Annotated in this window: 12 protein-coding genes and 3 tRNA genes; 11 read left to right on the top strand and 4 right to left on the bottom strand. The window is 44.4% G+C overall.

Annotated elements, in window-relative coordinates:
* Window positions 1–193: 193 nt before the first annotated feature.
* From acnD to rplY, 11 genes are all read left to right on the top strand, one after another.
* Window positions 194–2,785: a Fe/S-dependent 2-methylisocitrate dehydratase AcnD gene (acnD, locus tag AC5YBZ_RS09825; RefSeq protein ID WP_494542860.1), complete on the top strand. Its 2,592-nt coding sequence runs from the start codon at window positions 194–196 to the stop codon at window positions 2,783–2,785.
* Window positions 2,786–2,845: 60 nt separating this feature from the next.
* Window positions 2,846–4,024 carry a 2-methylaconitate cis-trans isomerase PrpF gene (prpF, locus tag AC5YBZ_RS09820; protein ID WP_494543714.1) on the top strand — a complete coding sequence of 393 codons (1,179 nt, stop codon included), beginning with the start codon at window positions 2,846–2,848 and terminating at the stop codon, window positions 4,022–4,024.
* 348 nt (window positions 4,025–4,372) lie between these two features.
* Complete coding sequence (uvrY, locus tag AC5YBZ_RS09815) at window positions 4,373–5,017, top strand: UvrY/SirA/GacA family response regulator transcription factor (RefSeq protein ID WP_110458933.1); 645 nt, start codon at window positions 4,373–4,375, stop codon at window positions 5,015–5,017.
* Between the two features lie 31 nt (window positions 5,018–5,048).
* Window positions 5,049–6,881 (top strand): excinuclease ABC subunit UvrC, encoded by a 1,833-nt coding sequence (gene uvrC, locus AC5YBZ_RS09810; RefSeq protein WP_494523589.1) that lies wholly within the window; start codon window positions 5,049–5,051, stop codon window positions 6,879–6,881.
* 47 nt (window positions 6,882–6,928) lie between these two features.
* On the top strand, window positions 6,929–7,486 hold the full coding sequence (gene pgsA, locus AC5YBZ_RS09805) for a CDP-diacylglycerol--glycerol-3-phosphate 3-phosphatidyltransferase (RefSeq protein ID WP_494518983.1): 558 nt from the start codon (window positions 6,929–6,931) through the stop codon (window positions 7,484–7,486).
* Between the two features lie 204 nt (window positions 7,487–7,690).
* A tRNA-Gly gene (locus tag AC5YBZ_RS09800) sits at window positions 7,691–7,766 on the top strand.
* A 30-nt stretch (window positions 7,767–7,796) separates the two neighbouring features.
* A tRNA-Cys gene (locus AC5YBZ_RS09795) sits at window positions 7,797–7,870 on the top strand.
* Window positions 7,871–7,909: 39 nt separating this feature from the next.
* Window positions 7,910–7,995 (top strand) — tRNA-Leu (locus AC5YBZ_RS09790).
* A gap of 374 nt (window positions 7,996–8,369) precedes the next feature.
* Complete coding sequence (locus AC5YBZ_RS09785) at window positions 8,370–9,890, top strand: L,D-transpeptidase family protein (RefSeq protein ID WP_494542859.1); 1,521 nt, start codon at window positions 8,370–8,372, stop codon at window positions 9,888–9,890.
* Between the two features lie 90 nt (window positions 9,891–9,980).
* A complete protein-coding gene (gene mepK / locus AC5YBZ_RS09780; protein WP_494518985.1) occupies window positions 9,981–10,535 on the top strand; it encodes a peptidoglycan L,D-endopeptidase MepK in 555 nt (184 codons plus the stop codon).
* A gap of 127 nt (window positions 10,536–10,662) precedes the next feature.
* Window positions 10,663–10,950, top strand: a complete 288-nt coding sequence (gene rplY / locus AC5YBZ_RS09775) for a 50S ribosomal protein L25 (RefSeq protein ID WP_110458937.1) — start codon at window positions 10,663–10,665, stop codon at window positions 10,948–10,950.
* Window positions 10,951–11,022: 72 nt separating this feature from the next.
* Here the strand turns inward: rplY and AC5YBZ_RS09770 are convergent, their stop codons facing one another.
* The 4 genes from AC5YBZ_RS09770 to AC5YBZ_RS09755 form a co-directional block, all read right to left on the bottom strand.
* Window positions 11,023–12,549 carry a SpoVR family protein gene (locus tag AC5YBZ_RS09770; RefSeq protein WP_494518986.1) on the bottom strand — a complete coding sequence of 509 codons (1,527 nt, stop codon included), beginning with the start codon at window positions 12,547–12,549 and terminating at the stop codon, window positions 11,023–11,025.
* A 9-nt stretch (window positions 12,550–12,558) separates the two neighbouring features.
* The gene (locus AC5YBZ_RS09765) at window positions 12,559–13,827 is read right to left on the bottom strand and encodes a YeaH/YhbH family protein (RefSeq protein ID WP_494518987.1); all 1,269 of its coding nucleotides are present in this window, start codon (window positions 13,825–13,827) and stop codon (window positions 12,559–12,561) included.
* Window positions 13,828–13,875: 48 nt separating this feature from the next.
* Window positions 13,876–15,810, bottom strand: coding sequence for a PrkA family serine protein kinase (locus AC5YBZ_RS09760; RefSeq protein WP_494518988.1), 1,935 nt, complete (start codon window positions 15,808–15,810; stop codon window positions 13,876–13,878).
* 218 nt (window positions 15,811–16,028) lie between these two features.
* On the bottom strand, window positions 16,029–17,357 hold the full coding sequence (locus AC5YBZ_RS09755; RefSeq protein ID WP_494542858.1) for an IS4 family transposase: 1,329 nt from the start codon (window positions 17,355–17,357) through the stop codon (window positions 16,029–16,031).
* Window positions 17,358–17,401 lie beyond the last annotated feature (44 nt).

The following is a 17,401-nucleotide window of genomic DNA, read 5'->3' as shown; positions in this document are numbered from 1 at the left end:
AAGGTTAAACATTATGGCGATAAGTGGCTCTGTGAGCTTGGCTTATCGCCGCTTGCTACTTCATTTTTAGCGCAGTATTTCGGTCGTTATGCTGCGCTGTATGCCAATAGACGACATCGCCTTAACCTATGTCATTGTGGGCCATCAAGGTGAGTATCGACATGGCGTGCACGTAAAATCTGTGGATGACGTTATGAATACAACACACCGTAAACCCTTTCCCGGAACATCGTTTGACTATTTTGACACTCGTAGTGCTATCGAGGCGTTAAGCCCTGGCGCCTACGATAAACTGCCGTATACCGCTAAAGTGCTTGCCGAAAACTTGGTGAGGCGATGTGATCCTGCCATGCTTAACGATGCGCTATCTCAACTTATTGAGCGCAAACGCGATCTTGATTTTCCTTGGTATCCTGCTCGGGTCGTGTGTCACGACATTCTGGGGCAAACCGCACTGGTCGATTTGGCAGGGCTTCGCGATGCCATCGCCGAAAAAGGTGGCGATCCTGCCGAGGTCAACCCTGTGGTACCGACACAATTAATTGTCGACCATTCGCTTGCCGTCGAGCATGCCGGTTTCGATAAAGATGCATTTGCCAAAAACCGCGCCATTGAAGATCGCCGGAATGAAGACAGATTTCACTTTATAAACTGGACCAAAAAAGCCTTTAAAAACGTGGATGTCATTCAGCCCGGTAACGGCATCATGCATCAAATCAACCTAGAAAAAATGTCGCCGGTTATCCAAACGCGCGACGGGGTTGTCTTTCCTGACACCTTAGTGGGCACCGACAGTCACACTCCACACGTCGATGCACTAGGGGTTATCGCCATCGGTGTGGGAGGACTGGAAGCTGAAAATGTGATGCTTGGCCGTCCATCTTATATGCGTTTACCCGATATTATTGGTGTCGAGTTAACCGGTAAGCGCCAAAGTGGCATTACCGCAACCGATATAGTACTGGCATTAACCGAGTTTTTACGTGAGCAAAAGGTGGTTTCCGCCTATTTAGAGTTCTTCGGTGAAGGCGCGGCCAATTTGACCTTAGGCGATCGCGCGACCATCTCTAACATGACCCCAGAATTTGGCGCCTCTGCCGGCATGTTTTATATCGACGAGCAGACCATCGATTATCTGACGATCACCGGCCGTGATAGTGAGCAAGTGAAGTTGGTTGAAAATTACGCCAAGCACACAGGGCTTTGGGCCGATGGTATGCAAGGCGCCGAGTATGAGCGTGTGCTGAGCTTCGATCTCTCCAGTGTGGTGCGAAATATCGCCGGGCCATCAAACCCGCATCGGCGCGTGGCAACCAGTGACCTTGCTGCAAAAGGGATCTCAGGTACGGTCGAAAATGAAGCAGGCTTGATGCCTGATGGCGCGGTGATCATTGCCGCCATCACCAGTTGCACCAACACCAGTAACCCACGTAACGTAATTGCGGCAGGGTTATTAGCGAAAAAAGCCAATGAATTGGGCTTAACACGCAAACCTTGGGTGAAATCCTCCTTTGCACCTGGCTCAAAAGTGGCTGAGCTTTATCTTAAAGATGCCAACTTATTGCCTGAACTTGAGCAATTGGGTTTTGGCATCGTCGGCTTTGCCTGCACCACTTGTAATGGCATGAGCGGGGCATTAGACCCAGTTATTGAGCAAGAGGTGATCGACAGAGACTTATATGCCACCGCGGTATTGTCGGGCAACCGTAACTTCGATGGCCGCATCCACCCCTATGCTAAGCAGGCCTTTTTGGCTTCGCCGCCGCTGGTGGTGGCATATGCGATTGCAGGCACAATTCGATTCGATATTGAACAGGATATCCTCGGTGTCGATAAATCGGGTGAGCCCGTGCGCCTTAAAGATATCTGGCCAACTGATGAAGAGATTGATGCCATTGTGAAAGCCAGCGTCAAACCCGAGCAGTTTAGAGAGATCTATACGCCAATGTTTGATATTGCCGTGGATTACGGTGAGCAAGTTAGCCCACTGTATGATTGGCGTGCGCAAAGCACCTATATTCGTCGTCCACCATACTGGGAAGGAGCGTTAGCAGGGGAGCGTAGCCTCAAAGGTATGCGTCCACTGGCAGTGCTGGGCGACAACATCACAACCGATCATCTATCGCCATCCAACGCCATTTTAGCCAGCAGTGCCGCCGGGGAGTACTTAACCAAAATGGGGTTACCAGAAGTTGACTTTAACTCCTACGCCACCCACCGCGGCGATCACCTTACGGCGCAGCGAGCCACGTTTGCTAATCCCAAACTCATCAATGAGATGGCCGTGGTCAACGGTGAAGTACAGCAAGGCTCACTGACTCGTATCGAACCCGAGGGCAAAGTGACGCGTATGTGGGAAGCGATTGAAACCTACATGGAGCGCAAGCAGCCCTTGATTATTGTGGCGGGCGGCGATTATGGTCAAGGTTCATCACGAGACTGGGCCGCCAAAGGTGTTCGACTGGCTGGCGTTGAAGCGATTGTGGCTGAAGGTTTTGAGCGGATCCACCGTACTAACCTCGTGGGTATGGGCGTATTACCGCTCGAATTTAAGCCCGGCGAGAGCCGTAAAACCTATGGTATTGATGGCAGTGAAACCTTCGATGTTGTCGGTGAGCCGACCCCCAGAGCCCAGTTGACCTTAGTGATTTATCGTCAAAATGGCGAGCGCATCGAGGTGCCTGTGACATGTCGATTAGACACTGCCGATGAGGTGTTGGTTTATCAAGCCGGTGGCGTATTACAGCGTTTTGCTCAAGATTTTCTCGAGGCTAAAAAGGCCTAAATGACGTCAGTTGGCGATGACATGCTAGCGTTTGATGTCGTCGCCAACGTGATCACAGGAATGTCCATGAAACAGATGAAAATTGCCGCGACCTATATGCGTGGCGGCACCAGTAAAGGGGTGTTTTTTGCCTTAAACGATCTGCCTGTTGCGGCGCAAGTGCCTGGCGCGGCGCGCGATGCGCTATTATTGCGGGTGATCGGCAGTCCAGATCCTTATGGTAAACATACCGATGGGATGGGCGGAGCCACTTCGAGTACCAGTAAAACCGTGATTTTGGCTAAAAGCGGTCAACCGGATCATGATGTTGACTATCTTTTTGGCCAAGTGGCAATCGATAAACCCTTTATCGATTGGAGCGGTAATTGCGGTAACTTAACGGCTGCGGTGGGGGCTTTTGCGATCTCCCAAGGCTTAGTTGACCCCGAAAAAGTTCCTGCAAATGGCATTGCAGTGGTGCGTATTTGGCAGGCCAATATTCATAAAACCATTATTGCGCATGTGCCTATGCTCGATGGTGAAGTACTTGAGTTGGGCGATTTTGAACTCGACGGAGTGACTTTTCCAGCTGCTGAGGTGTTAGTTGAGTTTGTCGATCCCGCCGATAAAGCGGGCGCCATGTTGCCCACCGGCAATGTGGTTGATGAGCTTGATGTGCCGGGCGTCGGGCGGTTTGCCGTGACTTTAATTAATGCCGGTATTCCCACTATTTTCTTAAATGCACGGGAGCTGGGTTACGATGGCACCGAGTTGCAAGAGGCGATTAATGGTGATGCTGCGGCGTTGGCTAAATTTGAACTCATTCGGGCATATGGCGCCCTTAAAATGGGGCTTATTCAATCGATTGATGAGGCTAAGACCCGTCAGCATACCCCTAAGGTCGCCTTTGTCGCGCCGCCAAAACCCCATAGCGTATCAAGTGGTAAAACGGTGACGATAAATGATGTAGATCTGTTAGTTCGTGCGCTGTCTATGGGCAAATTACACCATGCTATGATGGGCACAGCTGCTGTGGCCATTGGCACCGCTGCGGCGATCCCCGGTACTTTAGTCAATGTGGCTGCGGGTGGTCAGGCGCGCACAAGTGTGCGTTTGGGTCATCCATCTGGCACGTTAAAAGTGGGCGCGAGAGCCACGCAACAAGCGGGTGAGTGGCAGGTGGAAAAAGTGAGTATGAGTCGTAGTGCTCGGGTATTAATGCAAGGTTGGGTGTATATTCCGGCCGATACCATCGAGTAACACAGCCTCATTATGCAGACCATACTTTGAAATGGAGTGTGCGAGCATATTAATTGTCATGGTGTGGCTTAAGCGATTCACTTGCGTAGCAATAGGCTTGTACAGGCACTGATAGTGTCGTTATGAGTCTGGTTCGATGTAGTGTTTTAGTTAGTAAACCGTTAGCTTGTAACTGGCGGTTTGCTAATTTTTTGAATGGTAAATAACTGAAATAGATTACTTATAATTCATTGGCTTAGATGAGTTCACTTTATTCTTTCTTATTAACGTGAATTGGGATAAATTACATTGTGTTATCGTATATAAACCAATGTCGGTTTAGTGTTAGCTATCAAGGTAGATTTTAAGTTGATATCTGTATATTTGGTTGATGATCATGAACTGGTAAGAACGGGCATTCGACGTATTCTTGAAGATGAGCGTGGGATTAAGGTTGTAGGTGAAGCTGGAGATGGCGAGTCTGCAGTACAATGGAGTCGTAATAACGAAGCCGATGTGATCTTGATGGACATGAACATGCCGGGGATTGGCGGACTCGAAGCGACCCGTAAGATCTTACGCTATCAATCCCATGCCAAAATTATTGTGCTAACGATTCATACCGAAGATCCGTTTCCTACCAAAGTGATGCAAGCTGGGGCTTCTGGCTACTTAACCAAAGGCGCTACGCCGCCTGAGGTGATCCAAGCGATTCGTCAAGTGGCCCACGGACAGCGTTATCTATCGCCCGAAATTGCGCAGCAGATGGCATTGAGTCAATTTAATCAAACGGACGATAACCCGTTTAAAAGTTTATCTGAGCGCGAACTGCAGATCATGATGATGATCACCAATGGTGAGAAGGTTAGTGATATCTCTGAGCAACTTAATTTAAGCCCTAAAACCGTTAACAGCTACCGTTATCGTCTGTTTGATAAGTTGGGGATCAATGGCGATGTTGAACTGACCCGCTTAGCCATTCGTTATAAGATGTTGGATACAGGCCAGTTTTAACTGTTTCAATAGCCCCAACAAGCATTTAGGTATGACTATCTCTACATTTGATTCGTCCCGCTTTCTCAAAAGCGTCTCCTCATCCCCTGGTGTATATCGTATGTATGATGCCCAGGGGACCGTTATTTATGTGGGCAAGGCTAAAGATCTTAAGAAACGACTTAGCTCCTATTTTCGTAAAAATTTAAACAATGTTAAAACCGAAGCCTTAGTTTCGCATATTCATGATATTGACGTTACGCTGACCCACAGCGAAACCGATGCGCTTATTCTTGAAAATGATTACATCAAGCAGTACATGCCAAAATACAATGTGCTGCTGCGAGATGATAAATCTTACCCCTATATTTTGCTCAGTCAGCATCAGCATCCTCGTTTAGCCTACCATCGTGGACCTCAACGTGAGAGGGGCCAATACTTTGGCCCATACCCTAATGGCGGCGCCGTTAGAGAAAGCTTACATTTGATGCAAAAATTATTTCCTATCCGTCAATGTGACGATATCTACTATAAGGCGCGGTCCCGCCCCTGTTTGCAGTATCAAATTGGCCGTTGCAGCGCCCCTTGTGTCGGTAAAGTCTCCGATGAGGAGTACCAAGAGCAGGTTAAACTCGCCACGCTATTTTTACGCGGGCGAGATCAGCAGGTAATGGGAACGCTGGTAGGCAAGATGGAACAAGCGGCACAAGCACTTAATTATGAGGCTGCTGCGCGTTTTCGCGATCAGATAAGTGCACTGCGCCGGGTTGTCGAGCAACAAGAGGTGTCGGGCGGCAGCGGTGATATGGATGTGATAGGGGTGTACTTTGCCTCTGGCGTTGCTTGTTTTCATTTATTGTTTATTCGCGGCGGTAAAATTTTTGGGAGCCGCAGTTACTATCCCGCCGTACCGGATAAGACCGAACTCGATGAGGTGCTGCGCGCCTTTATGCTGCAGTTTTATCTTAATTTCGACAGCCAACGTACGTTGCCAAAAGAGATCATCGTTAGCCATGACTTTGATGATATCCATGAGTTGGAACAAGCGATTGAAAAGGCACTTAAAAAAAATGTGGTCATTAAGACTAAGGTACGTAGCGAACGAGCTAGTTTCTTGCGCATTGCCGATACCAACGCAAAAAATGCCGTTGAAACGCGATTATCACAGCAAAATACTATCGAGCAGCGATTCCTGTTACTCGAAGAGGCATTAGAGCTATCGACTCCGATCCGCCGTATGGAGTGCTTCGATATTAGCCATACTATGGGAGAGAGCACGGTCGCCTCTTGTGTGGTGTTTAATCGTGAAGGGCCCAATAAGTCAGAGTATCGCCGCTATAATATCAAGGGGATCACCCCTGGTGATGATTATGCGGCAATGAAGCAAGCAATTAGTCGACGGTTCGATAAAATTGATGTTAATGGCAAAATTCCTGATATTTTATTTATTGATGGTGGTATTGGGCAGCTCAGAATCGCACAGCAGGTTGTCGATGAGAAATTTGCCCATTTAGATATTGCCCCGACATTAATCGGCATAGCAAAAGGGGAAGGGCGTAAGCCTGGTTTAGAAACCCTTATTTATGGTGAAAATGAGGTTACGTTTCACTTGCCGGCTGACTCGGGAGCACTGCATTTGATCCAGCATATTCGTGATGAATCACATAGGTTTGCAATTACAGGTCACAGAAACAAACGCCAAAAAACACGTAACACCTCAACACTCGAGTCCATTACTGGAGTGGGGCCAAAACGGCGTAAGGCCTTGTTACAATATTTAGGGGGACTTCAGCAAGTTAAAGGCGCAAGTGTCGCTGAATTGGCAAAAGTCCCAGGTATTAGCTTAGAAATGGCACAAACAATACATGATGCATTGCGAGGGTAACAAAATTAAGGCAAGATTGGCGCTGCTTTTAGATAATTGGTTTCGTCATGCCGTTTAATGTACCGATAGCGCTTACGCTATTCAGGCTAGTTTTACTGCCTGTTTTTGTAGTTCTTTTTTATGTTCCTTATAGCTGGTCGCCTTTTGCAGCCGCTTTTGTGTTCTGGTTAGCAGCCGTCACAGATGCTCTGGATGGTTACGCCGCCAGAAAATTGCAACAGTCGACCCGCTTTGGTGCTTTTCTCGATCCCGTTGCCGATAAGATCATGGTGACCACAGCGTTAGTGATGCTGGTGGCTGAATATGACCATATTTGGCTAACCTTGCCTGCACTATTTATGATCGGTCGTGAAATTGTGATTTCTGCGCTGCGAGAATGGATGGCCGAAATTGGTAAGCGGGGCTCGGTTGCCGTGTCCTGGATTGGTAAGTACAAAACCGCGGCCCAGATGGTGGCGATTGTTGGTTTGATCTGGCGTCCGAATGACTTTTTGACTTATACCGCCATTGCGCTGTTTTATGTCGCGGCGATTCTGACATTTTGGTCCATGGTTAGCTATATTATGGCAGCATGGGGTGATTTAACTGACGAATCGAACAATTAGAATACAATGCGATCACTTAGTGTGCAAACGGCGTTAAATTGTAAAATAGTGCGTTGACACTGGAACTAAAATCGGTAGAATTCGATTCCGAAGTCAAGGGGAAGCAACTTAAGCTTAACCAAGATAACAACGCAACATTGTTGATTAACCTTAAGTTAAACAAGATTTGAATTAAGTTTGAAAATCAATGTAGCAAAGAGTGATGCGACATTAGCTCAGTTGGTAGAGCGATACCTTGCCAAGGTATAGGTCATCGGTTCGAACCCGATATGTCGCTCCAATTTACAATGGTAAGTTGGACATTGAATTTGGCGCGATGGCAGAATGGCTATGCTGCGGATTGCAAATCCGTCGATCTCGGTTCGACTCCGGGTCGCGCCTCCACTTTAAGTTTTAGCGCAACAGCGATAAAACGCACACATTGCCCGTGTGGTGGAATCGGTAGACACAAGGGATTTAAAATCCCTCGCTGAATAAGCGTGCCAGTTCAAGTCTGGCCACGGGTACCATCTTAAGATGACAAAAAAGCCTCAACAGTTGTTGGGGCTTTTTTGTATCTGCTGTTTATCTGTATATCCCAGATTTTTCATTGCCAGTTTGTTGTCGTCGGTTTGGGAGGTCATTATGGCCACTGTCGTTAAATGAGCTCTAGCATCGGCTCTACACTATAAAGTGTTACAACATCAAAAACGTACGGTACAACTCAGAGCAAAATATTGATATTGGTAGCTACAAGGCATGTAGGAACACAGTAGCTGAAGCGTACTTCAGTGTTTCGTTATTTAGCTATTTAGTTTGGATAAACGGCTAACTTATTCAAAATCTGTCTTTAGGCACCTCTTTGCTGTTGCGTATTTACGCCATAATTACTCAAGGAGGGATTATGATGCGAAGTATAGTTACGCTTATAGTGTTGTTGTGGGTGATGTCTACAGTCGCTGCAGTACCAAGAATGGAAGCCGCCACCACTGCGCTATTACAGCAAGTACAGCTAATATCTCTAATTGAATCTAGCGAACGTTTTTTGCGATACGAACGGATGTTAACGGCAAATAAACCTTTATCTAATGATGATTTTAATCAGATCAAATCCTCTATTGCGCAATTCTGGCAGTATCACAACATTAGCGTGATCGCGCCACATTTAGTCAACGATGACGATCCCTATACTGGCGTGTTGGCGCTTGAACCTAATATTGATGGCTTTTTACCTATTAATAATCGTATTCGTTATCTTGCATGGTTGGCCAAAGTGCAACCTTGGCCACGGATCGAAATTAATGGCTGGTTAAAGCCTGGAGATAGTCATCCTTATGTTAGTAATATTATCCAGCGGCTAAAATGGTTAGGTGACTATGACGAGCAAGACAATAATGACCAGAGCGCAGGTAATGATTATCAAGATAGTCAGACAGATAGGGTGGGTTCTGAATACCGTGGTCTGTTAAATACGCCACCAACACCAAGTGCTGTAGAGGGCGTTGAGGCTTATAAATTTACCGATGTTTACGATGAGAAATTACGTCGTGCAATATTAACCTTTCAGCAGCGTCATGGACTTAAGCCTGATGCTATTATTGGACCGGCGACACTTCGCTGGCTCAACGTATCTCCTACTCAGCGTGCAAAACTGCTGGCAATCAATTTTGTAAATCGCGCTAAATACATGAGCAAGATAGGTAAACGTTATTTATTGATCAATATTCCGGCTTACGATTTGGTATTGGTCGATGATGATCGCACCGTGTTACAGTCGAAAGTTATTGTCGGAAAGCCATTTCGACCAACCCCCGTTATACAGGGAGAGATCAGCAACTTAGTCATTAATCCGAGCTGGCGCGTACCAAGACGCTTACTTAAATACGACCTACTGCCTAAAGTGCGCCAAGATGGTGGTTTTATTAGTCAGCATAACTTTGAAGTGTTTAACTATTCTGAAGAACGAGTGGTAAAAAGTAATGAGGAGTGGAGTGATCTTGCTAGAGGCCATTTTCCATATCGGTTAGTGCAGAAGCCCGGGGTTAATAACACCTTAGGTCGATATAAGTTGTATTTTCCAAATCAATATAGTGTTTACCTGCATGATACCAAAGATAAAGCGCTTTTTGCACGAAGCGATAGGGCGTTATCTTCAGGCTGTATTCGCGTTGAAAAAGTCGAGCAATTGGCTAACTGGATAGCATCGAATCTTGTGCGTGATAAACAGACTTGGGTCGACATGCAAATAGAGCGTACAAAAACCCAGTGGTTTGCCTTCGATGATAAATTACCAGTACATCTGGTTTATTGGACATCTTGGCTCGATGAACACAATATTGCCCAGTTTAGGGATGATATATATAAGAAAAATCAAAATATTATTTCTGATTTACAGGCTTACACCCACTCAACCCTTGATGAATAAAGGGCTACAGTCAAAACATTAGCTTGATCTTACCTTTAATACCGTTTAATTTATGCGCTGTTTTTGTGTGAATAATGAACGGTGGTATTAATGTCAATAGTGTGTCCTTCACGTAGGCAGTTGTTGTTAGGCCTAGGTGGTGTAGCAATGTTTTCGATGTTGTCTCCTAAAGTGAAAGCGAGTCGGTCAACCAAAGGTGTACGTAGCTTGAGCTTTTATAACAGACATACAGGGGAAAAGGGGCAAGGAAGCTATTGGATTGATGGGAGTTATCAGGATAATACCCTTATAGATTTTAATCATATTTTACGAGATCATAGGCAAAATGAAGTGGCTCCAATGGATAAGCGATTATTCGATCTACTTTATTTACTCAAACAGACGTTAAATATTGATGATCAACATGAATATCATGTGATTTCTGGTTATCGGTCACCGAAGACGAATCACATGCTAGCGCAAAAGAGTAATGGGGTTGCAAAGAAAAGCTACCATATGAAAGGGATGGCAATGGATATTGCGATTCCCGATGTTAATTTAAAAGATTTGCGTGATGCGGCGGTCTCTTTAAAGTTGGGGGGAGTGGGTTTTTACCCTAATTCTGGCTTTGTACACGTAGATACTGGGCCGGTAAGAACTTGGTAATGCCAAGAGCTTAACAAGTGTTTGTACCTAAGCCATGTGTATGCTAGTATTCGCTCGCTTTAAATGAGGTCATCGTTGGTCGAAAACGATGGTCACCTAAAACTTTATTATATTAAGTGAGTAAATTATGTCTTACGCAATTACCGCACAAGCCCGTACTGAAATAGGGAAAGGTTCGAGCCGCCGCCTACGTCATGCTGGTAAAGTTCCTGCTGTTATCTATGGTGCGGGTAAAGAACCTGTTTCTATTGAATTCGAACACAAAGATATTATCAACATTCAAGCGAATGCTGATTTCTATACTTCAGATATCACTATCGTTTTAGATGGTAAAGAAGTTAAAGTTCGTGTTCAAGCTATGCAACGCCACGCATTTAAGCCTCTTATCGAGCACGTGGATTTCACTTTCGCTTAATGCGGAATTGAAATAGAAAAAGCGCCTTTATGGCGCTTTTTTATTGGCTAAAAATGAATAAGCCATCTACTACTACATATTATCCAGTTCTGATTGCTTGTCTGGACATGTTGCGATGATTTTTGTCTCTCCTTGTTCATTCAACTCTTCCAATGTGACGGCAAATCCCCATAAACGGTGCAGGTGTTTAACGACTTCTTTGCAGCTATCATCTAAGGGGATACGATTGATGGGGATGTATCTTAATATCAACGAACGGTCACCCGTTATCGCTACGTTTTGCACTTGAATATTGGGTTCAATATTGGATAGGTTGTATTGCTGTGACAACATTTGGCGGATGTCTTGATAACCTTGATCGTCATGAATGGCAGAGACATTCAGGTAGTTTTTTTGGTCATTATCAAGAATGCTAAACAACTTAAATTGGCGAATAATATTGGGTGATAGATACTGGCTAATAAAACTTTCATCTTTAAAATTTTCCATGGCAAAGTGCAAGGTATCTAACCAGTTACTCCCCGCTATCTCCGGAAACCAACGTTTGTCCTCTTCAGTGGGAGACTCACAAATACGCCGTATATCAACAAACATATTAAAACCCAATGCATAAGGGTTAATACCGCTGTAATAAGGGCTGTTGTAACTGGGCTGTGCGATAACGTTAGTGTGATTTTTTAAAAACTCTATCATAAAGCGGTCGCTGACTAAGCCATCGTCATAGAGGTGATTCAAAATGGTGTAATGCCAAAAGGTCGCCCAGCCTTCATTCATGACTTGAGTTTGTTTCTGTGGATAAAAATACTGGCTCATTTTTCTGACAATACGCACAATTTCTCGCTGCCATGATTCCAATAGTGGTGCATTTTTTTCAATAAAATAGAGAATATTTTCTTGCGGCTCGGCAGGAAAACTTGTAATTGACTGTGTCTTTTCAGTGATGGGCATTAATGGTAGTGTGCGCCATAAGTCATTTACTTGGCTTTGGAGGTATTCTTCGCGCTCCTGTTGGCGCACTTTCTCCTCTTTTAAAGATATTTCACTGGGCCTTTTATAGCGGTCGACCCCATAGTTCATTAATGCATGGCAAGAGTCGATGATCAGTTCTACTTGTTCGGTGCCATAACGCTCTTCACATTCACGAATATAGTTTTTTGCAAATACTAAGTAATCGATGATCGAGCTGGCATCGGTCCAAGTTTTAAATAAGTAGTTACCTTTAAAGAAACTATTGTGGCCAAAATTGGCGTGGGCCATCACTAAGGCTTGCATGGTGATGGTGTTCTCTTCCATTAGGTAAGCAATACAAGGATCTGAATTGATGACAATTTCGTAGGCCAGTCCCATTTGACCGCGTTTATAGCCCTGTTCAGTTTCGATAAACTTTTTGCCAAAGGACCAGTGAGTGTAGCCGATAGGCATACCGATACCCGCATAGGCGTCCATCATCTGCTCTGCAGTGATCACTTCAATTTGGTTAGGATAGGTATCGAGGCGATAGTGAGCCGCGACTCTCTCTATTTCGGTTAGATAAGATTGCAATAAGTCAAACGTCCAATCTGGACCATCATCTAATCTTTTCGCGTTAGTTAAACCCATAAGGCCCCCTTAAACAGCGTGTTTCTTAAACAGTTCTCTAAATACAGGGTAAATATCTTCTGCTCGTTTAATGTGTTGAACTGCAATATTATCGTGAGTAGCTTGAAGTCCTTCATACTCACGCCATAAGGTTTGATGGGCGCGATTGGTTATCTCGATATAGCTAAAATAGCGCACTACGGGGAGTAATTTTTTTTCTAAAATTTGGCGGCAGGCTGGCGAGTCATCAGCCCAATTATCACCATCTGATGCTTGAGCTGCGTAAATGTTCCATTCATTTTCTGGATAACGTTGTTGTTGAATCTCATGCATTAATTTAAGTGCACTCGATACTATGGTGCCACCAGTTTCTTGTGAATAGAAAAACTCATGTTCGTCGACTTCTTTAGCTTGTGTGTGGTGACGAATATAGACAACTTCGAGGTTTTTATAGGTCCGAGTGAGGAATAGGTAGAGCAAAATATAGAAACGTTTTGCCATATCTTTGGTTGCTTGATCCATCGAACCTGAAACGTCCATCAAACAAAACATCACCGCCTGGCTGGAGGGGACTTCACGTTTAGCATAGTTGTTGTAACGTAAATCGAAGGTATCGATAAATGGTACTCTGGCAATTTTTCCTTCTAACTCGGCTATCTGCTGTTGTAAGTTCATGATCTTTTCAGCTTCAGATCCCGGTGTTTGCTCCAAGTCTTCCAACTCTGCTCGTAGCTCGCTTAACAGGGCCTTTTTCGATGATGCCATGGCAATGCGCCGCGCTAACGAGGAGCGCAATGAACGCACAATATTGATATTGGCGGGTACACCATCATTGGTGAATCCTGCACGATACGTTTGGTATTCAACCAGTTTATTAAGACGATTATTTTGTAAGTTGGGGAGTTCTAGATCTTCAAACAACAACTCTAAATACTCATCTTTAGATATTTGAAAGACAAAGTCATCTTGGCCTTCACCAGTGTCAGATGCATCGCCTTGTCCGCTACCTTGCCCCTGTCCTTTGGGTGGCCGCTCAATTTTATCTCCTCGTGCAAATTGATCATTACCAGGATGTACACGTTCCTTGACGCCGCCGCGACCTTGCTGAAAAGTGGGCTCGCTAATATCTCGAGTCGGAATACCAATTTTTTCGCCTTTGTCGACATCGGTAACACTGCGCCTAGTCACCGCATCACTGACGGCTTTTTTTATTTGTTGTTTATATCGGTTGATAAAGCGTTGGCGATTGACTGTGCTTTTTCCTTTAGCATTCAAACGTCTGTCTATAAAGTTAGCCATGCGCACCTCCAAAAGACTCGTGGGGAGAGTACTCCCCATCTAATATTATCAAGATGATTTACGCACGCGTAGATACCATTCTGATAACAGTCTTACTTGTTTCTTGGTATAGCCTTTCTCCATCATTCGATTGACAAAATCATCATGTTTACGCTGATCGTCGGTCGAGGTTTTGGCATTAAATGAGATAACGGGTAACAGATCTTCAGTATTGGAGAACATTTTCTTTTCAATGACGGTGCGCAGCTTTTCGTAGCTGGTCCATAGTGGGTTTGAACCTTCATTGTTGGCTCTAGCCCGTAATACAAAGTTAACAATCTCATTGCGAAAATCTTTGGGATTACTTATTCCTGCTGGTTTTTCTATCTTTTCAAGCTCCGCATTTAGGGCGGCACGGTCAAATAGTTGGCCAGTTTCGGGATCTCTATACTCCTGATCCTGAATCCAAAAGTCAGCGTAGGTGACATAACGGTCGAAAATGTTTTGGCCATATTCTGAATAGGATTCTAAATAGGCCGTTTGAATTTCCTTACCAATAAACTCAACATATTTGGGGGTTAAGTAGCCTTTTAAAAATTCTAAATATCGTTCGGCTGTGTCATTAGGAAATTGTTCTTGTTCGATTTGTCGCTCGAGCACATAAAAAAGGTGCACTGGGTTAGCGGCAATTTCACTATGATCGAAGTTAAATACCTTGGAGAGAATTTTAAAGGCAAATCGGGTCGACAATCCTTGCATTCCCTCGTCGACACCAGCGTAATCACGATATTCTTGATAGGATTTAGCCTTGGGATCTGTGTCTTTTAAGCTTTCACCATCATAGACTCGCATCTTCGAGTATACCGATGAATTGTCAGGCGTTTTAATACGAGACAACACACTAAATTGGGCCAATAATTCTAAGGTATAAGGGGCACAAGGTGCTTGTGATAATTCAGAGTTGAATAACAGTTTTTTATAGATTTGGATCTCTTCAGACACACGTAAACAGTAGGGGACCTTGACAATATAGACACGGTCTAAAAACGCTTCGTTGGTTTTATTATTTCTAAAGGTGGTCCATTCAGATTCGTTTGAGTGGGCCAAAATGATGCCGTTGAAGGGCAGGGCTGAAAGGCCTTCAGTGCCGTTGTAGTTACCTTCTTGAGTGGCGGTAAGTAGTGGATGTAGTACCTTTATAGGCGCTTTAAACATCTCTACAAACTCCATTAACCCTTGATTGGCACGACACAGTGCTCCCGAATAGGAGTAAGCATCGGCATCATGTTGGGCAAAATGTTCCAGTTGACGAATATCGACTTTACCTACGAGTGAGGAGATATCTTGATTGTTTTCATCGCCAGGCTCTGTTTTGGCAATGGCTAATTGATCTAAGATATTAGGGTAGACTTTTACAACTTTGAATTGAGAAATATCACCACCAAATTCATGCAACCGCTTGACTGCCCAAGGGGACATGATGGTTTTGAGGTAGCGTCCAGGAATCGCATATTCACTCTTGAGAAGTTCAGCATCTTCATCAGGGTTGAATAAACAAAATGGATGGTCATTTACTGGGCTACGAACCCCATTGGCACTGAGTACATAAATAGGAACATGCTGCATAAGTGACTTGAGTTTTTCAGCTAGGGATGATTTACCACCACCGACAGGTCCTAAGAGATAGAGGATCTGCTTTGATTCTTCCAATCCTTGAGCAGAATGTTTCAGATAGGCCACTATCTGTTCTATTGCTTCCTCCATGCCATAAAAATCTTTAAAAGCTGGGTATCTTGAGATTAAACGATTGGAAAAGATTCGGCTTAACACCGAATCTTTTGAGGTGTCGATAACCTCAGGATCACCGATTGCAATCAACAGACGTTCGGCTGCCGATGCATATGCGATGCGGTCTTCTTTGCAAATGGCTAAAAATTCTTGTAGTGAATACTCTTCATCTAACTTTTTTTCATAGCGTTGTTGGTAATGCTCGAATATACCCATTTTCCACCCCCTGAAACAACTATCAATCTGAAGCGGTAACTGAAGTTTTAGTTACCTACTCCTAATGATAGACGGGAAATGTGAGTTGGCTAACAAAAAAGTATAATGAAAACAATAACAAAAATTGCAAATGCAATTGTTGCATATGTGGCGAGTGGCGATTTGACTCAAAAGCCTTAGATTAAAAACAAAAAAGGAGCCATTAAGGCTAATGCCAGTCAGTTAAGCTGATTGGCATTTTTCTTTTTATGGGGATATTTGCTTGGTTTTGACTTTATAGCCCTTGGGTACACCCTATCTTCTCGTTTCGTTGGTAGCTCGAAGTTACCTAGCATTTCTATCAGTTGCTCGTAATGTTTGGGTAAATTTCCTGGGCTCATCAGTGGTAATCTTGCTAGGTAACTTAGTATCGTACTCGCACAATTACTGAAGCTGAGGCGATTGGCCCATATTCCTTTTCTTGATGCGGCCTCAGTCATTGCTTGACGCATCAGGTTGTAGCCAAGTAGTAAGCCCCAAAGTTCCTGTTCTACCATCTCTGATTTTTTACTTCTTAGCGTATACTCGCTGTTTAGTAGGGTTTGTTTCATCTCTCTGTAGCCAAGCTCTATTTCCCATCGATGATTATATAACTCAACGATGTCAGCACTTGGAAAGCGTAATGGGTCGACCATTGAGGTTAATACCTGATGCGTCTTACCTTTTATTGATTTTGTCACCAGCCTCGCTTCTATATGCGTCGGTAGCGCTGGGTTTTGTTGTCTGGCTTGGGCGGTTATTGCCAATTTCACCTGTTTATCTAACCGGCCATTTGAGTGTAAAACCTCGTACTGAAGCCCCTTTCTCGCAGGGATTAACCAGTGCCGCTCTTCACCACCTAGTTGCCATTGATGTAGCAAGTTTAAGGAGTAAAAACCTTTATCGAACATCGTGAGACTATGGTCTGGAGTTGACTGTATGAGCGCTTCTGCTAGCTTCATTTCACTCGTTTTATAACCATCAAACGCGCTATTTATCAGTTGATGGCTAGTGAGCTCCATATGACACATCATACGAACCTGAGGAAATGAGGTGTCACCATGTTGATTTGATGGTGAGCCAAAAGCATTACGATTATCAGCGGTGTCTTGAGTGCGCCAGACTACACCATCAACGGCTAATAAATTCAGTCCACACCATGTCTCAAATTGAGTGTTGCTATAGTAATGTTTTGCCATCATTTGAAAGGCATTTTTCATACTCTGCACACCTAACCTCTGGCGCCCTTGAACAAGAGCACTGGGGGCAATGAGCTTCTTTTTACCTGGTAGCATCAACTCCATATGAGTCGCAAGCTCCCATACAGACTGTTGTCGGTAAAAACTCATACCAATGACAGACCACATAACTGCATCAAGGGGTAAGCGACGTTTTCTTACTGTGGCGACCCCCGCAGTTTCAAAGGCTTGCTGGATGATGTTTTCATCCAATAAGTGATTAAGATTGGTAAAAGCTGTGGCTTCTTGGTGGTATTCAAAAGCGGTGCAGAAAGCTTGTTCTAAAGACATAAAAAAATCCAATATCATTTCTGATATTGGATTTTGAAGCCTTT

This window comes from Shewanella sp. 553 (assembly GCF_059338375.1).
This window is presented reverse-complemented; position numbering and strand designations above follow the sequence as displayed.

Bases quoted from the DNA above. Each gene is read 5' to 3' on its own strand.
- acnD (WP_494542860.1), top strand. From the start codon at position 194: ATGAATACAACACACCGTAAACCCTTTCCCGGAACATCGTTTGACTAT.
- prpF (WP_494543714.1), top strand. From the start codon at position 2,846: ATGTCCATGAAACAGATGAAAATTGCCGCGACCTATATGCGTGGCGGC.
- uvrC (WP_494523589.1), top strand. From the start codon at position 5,049: ATGACTATCTCTACATTTGATTCGTCCCGCTTTCTCAAAAGCGTCTCC.
- pgsA (WP_494518983.1), top strand. From the start codon at position 6,929: ATGCCGTTTAATGTACCGATAGCGCTTACGCTATTCAGGCTAGTTTTA.
- AC5YBZ_RS09785 (WP_494542859.1), top strand. From the start codon at position 8,370: ATGATGCGAAGTATAGTTACGCTTATAGTGTTGTTGTGGGTGATGTCT.
- mepK (WP_494518985.1), top strand. From the start codon at position 9,981: ATGTCAATAGTGTGTCCTTCACGTAGGCAGTTGTTGTTAGGCCTAGGT.
- rplY (WP_110458937.1), top strand. From the start codon at position 10,663: ATGTCTTACGCAATTACCGCACAAGCCCGTACTGAAATAGGGAAAGGT.
- AC5YBZ_RS09770 (WP_494518986.1), bottom strand. From the start codon at position 12,549: ATGGGTTTAACTAACGCGAAAAGATTAGATGATGGTCCAGATTGGACG.
- AC5YBZ_RS09765 (WP_494518987.1), bottom strand. From the start codon at position 13,827: ATGGCTAACTTTATAGACAGACGTTTGAATGCTAAAGGAAAAAGCACA.
- AC5YBZ_RS09760 (WP_494518988.1), bottom strand. From the start codon at position 15,810: ATGGGTATATTCGAGCATTACCAACAACGCTATGAAAAAAAGTTAGAT.
- AC5YBZ_RS09755 (WP_494542858.1), bottom strand. From the start codon at position 17,357: ATGTCTTTAGAACAAGCTTTCTGCACCGCTTTTGAATACCACCAAGAA.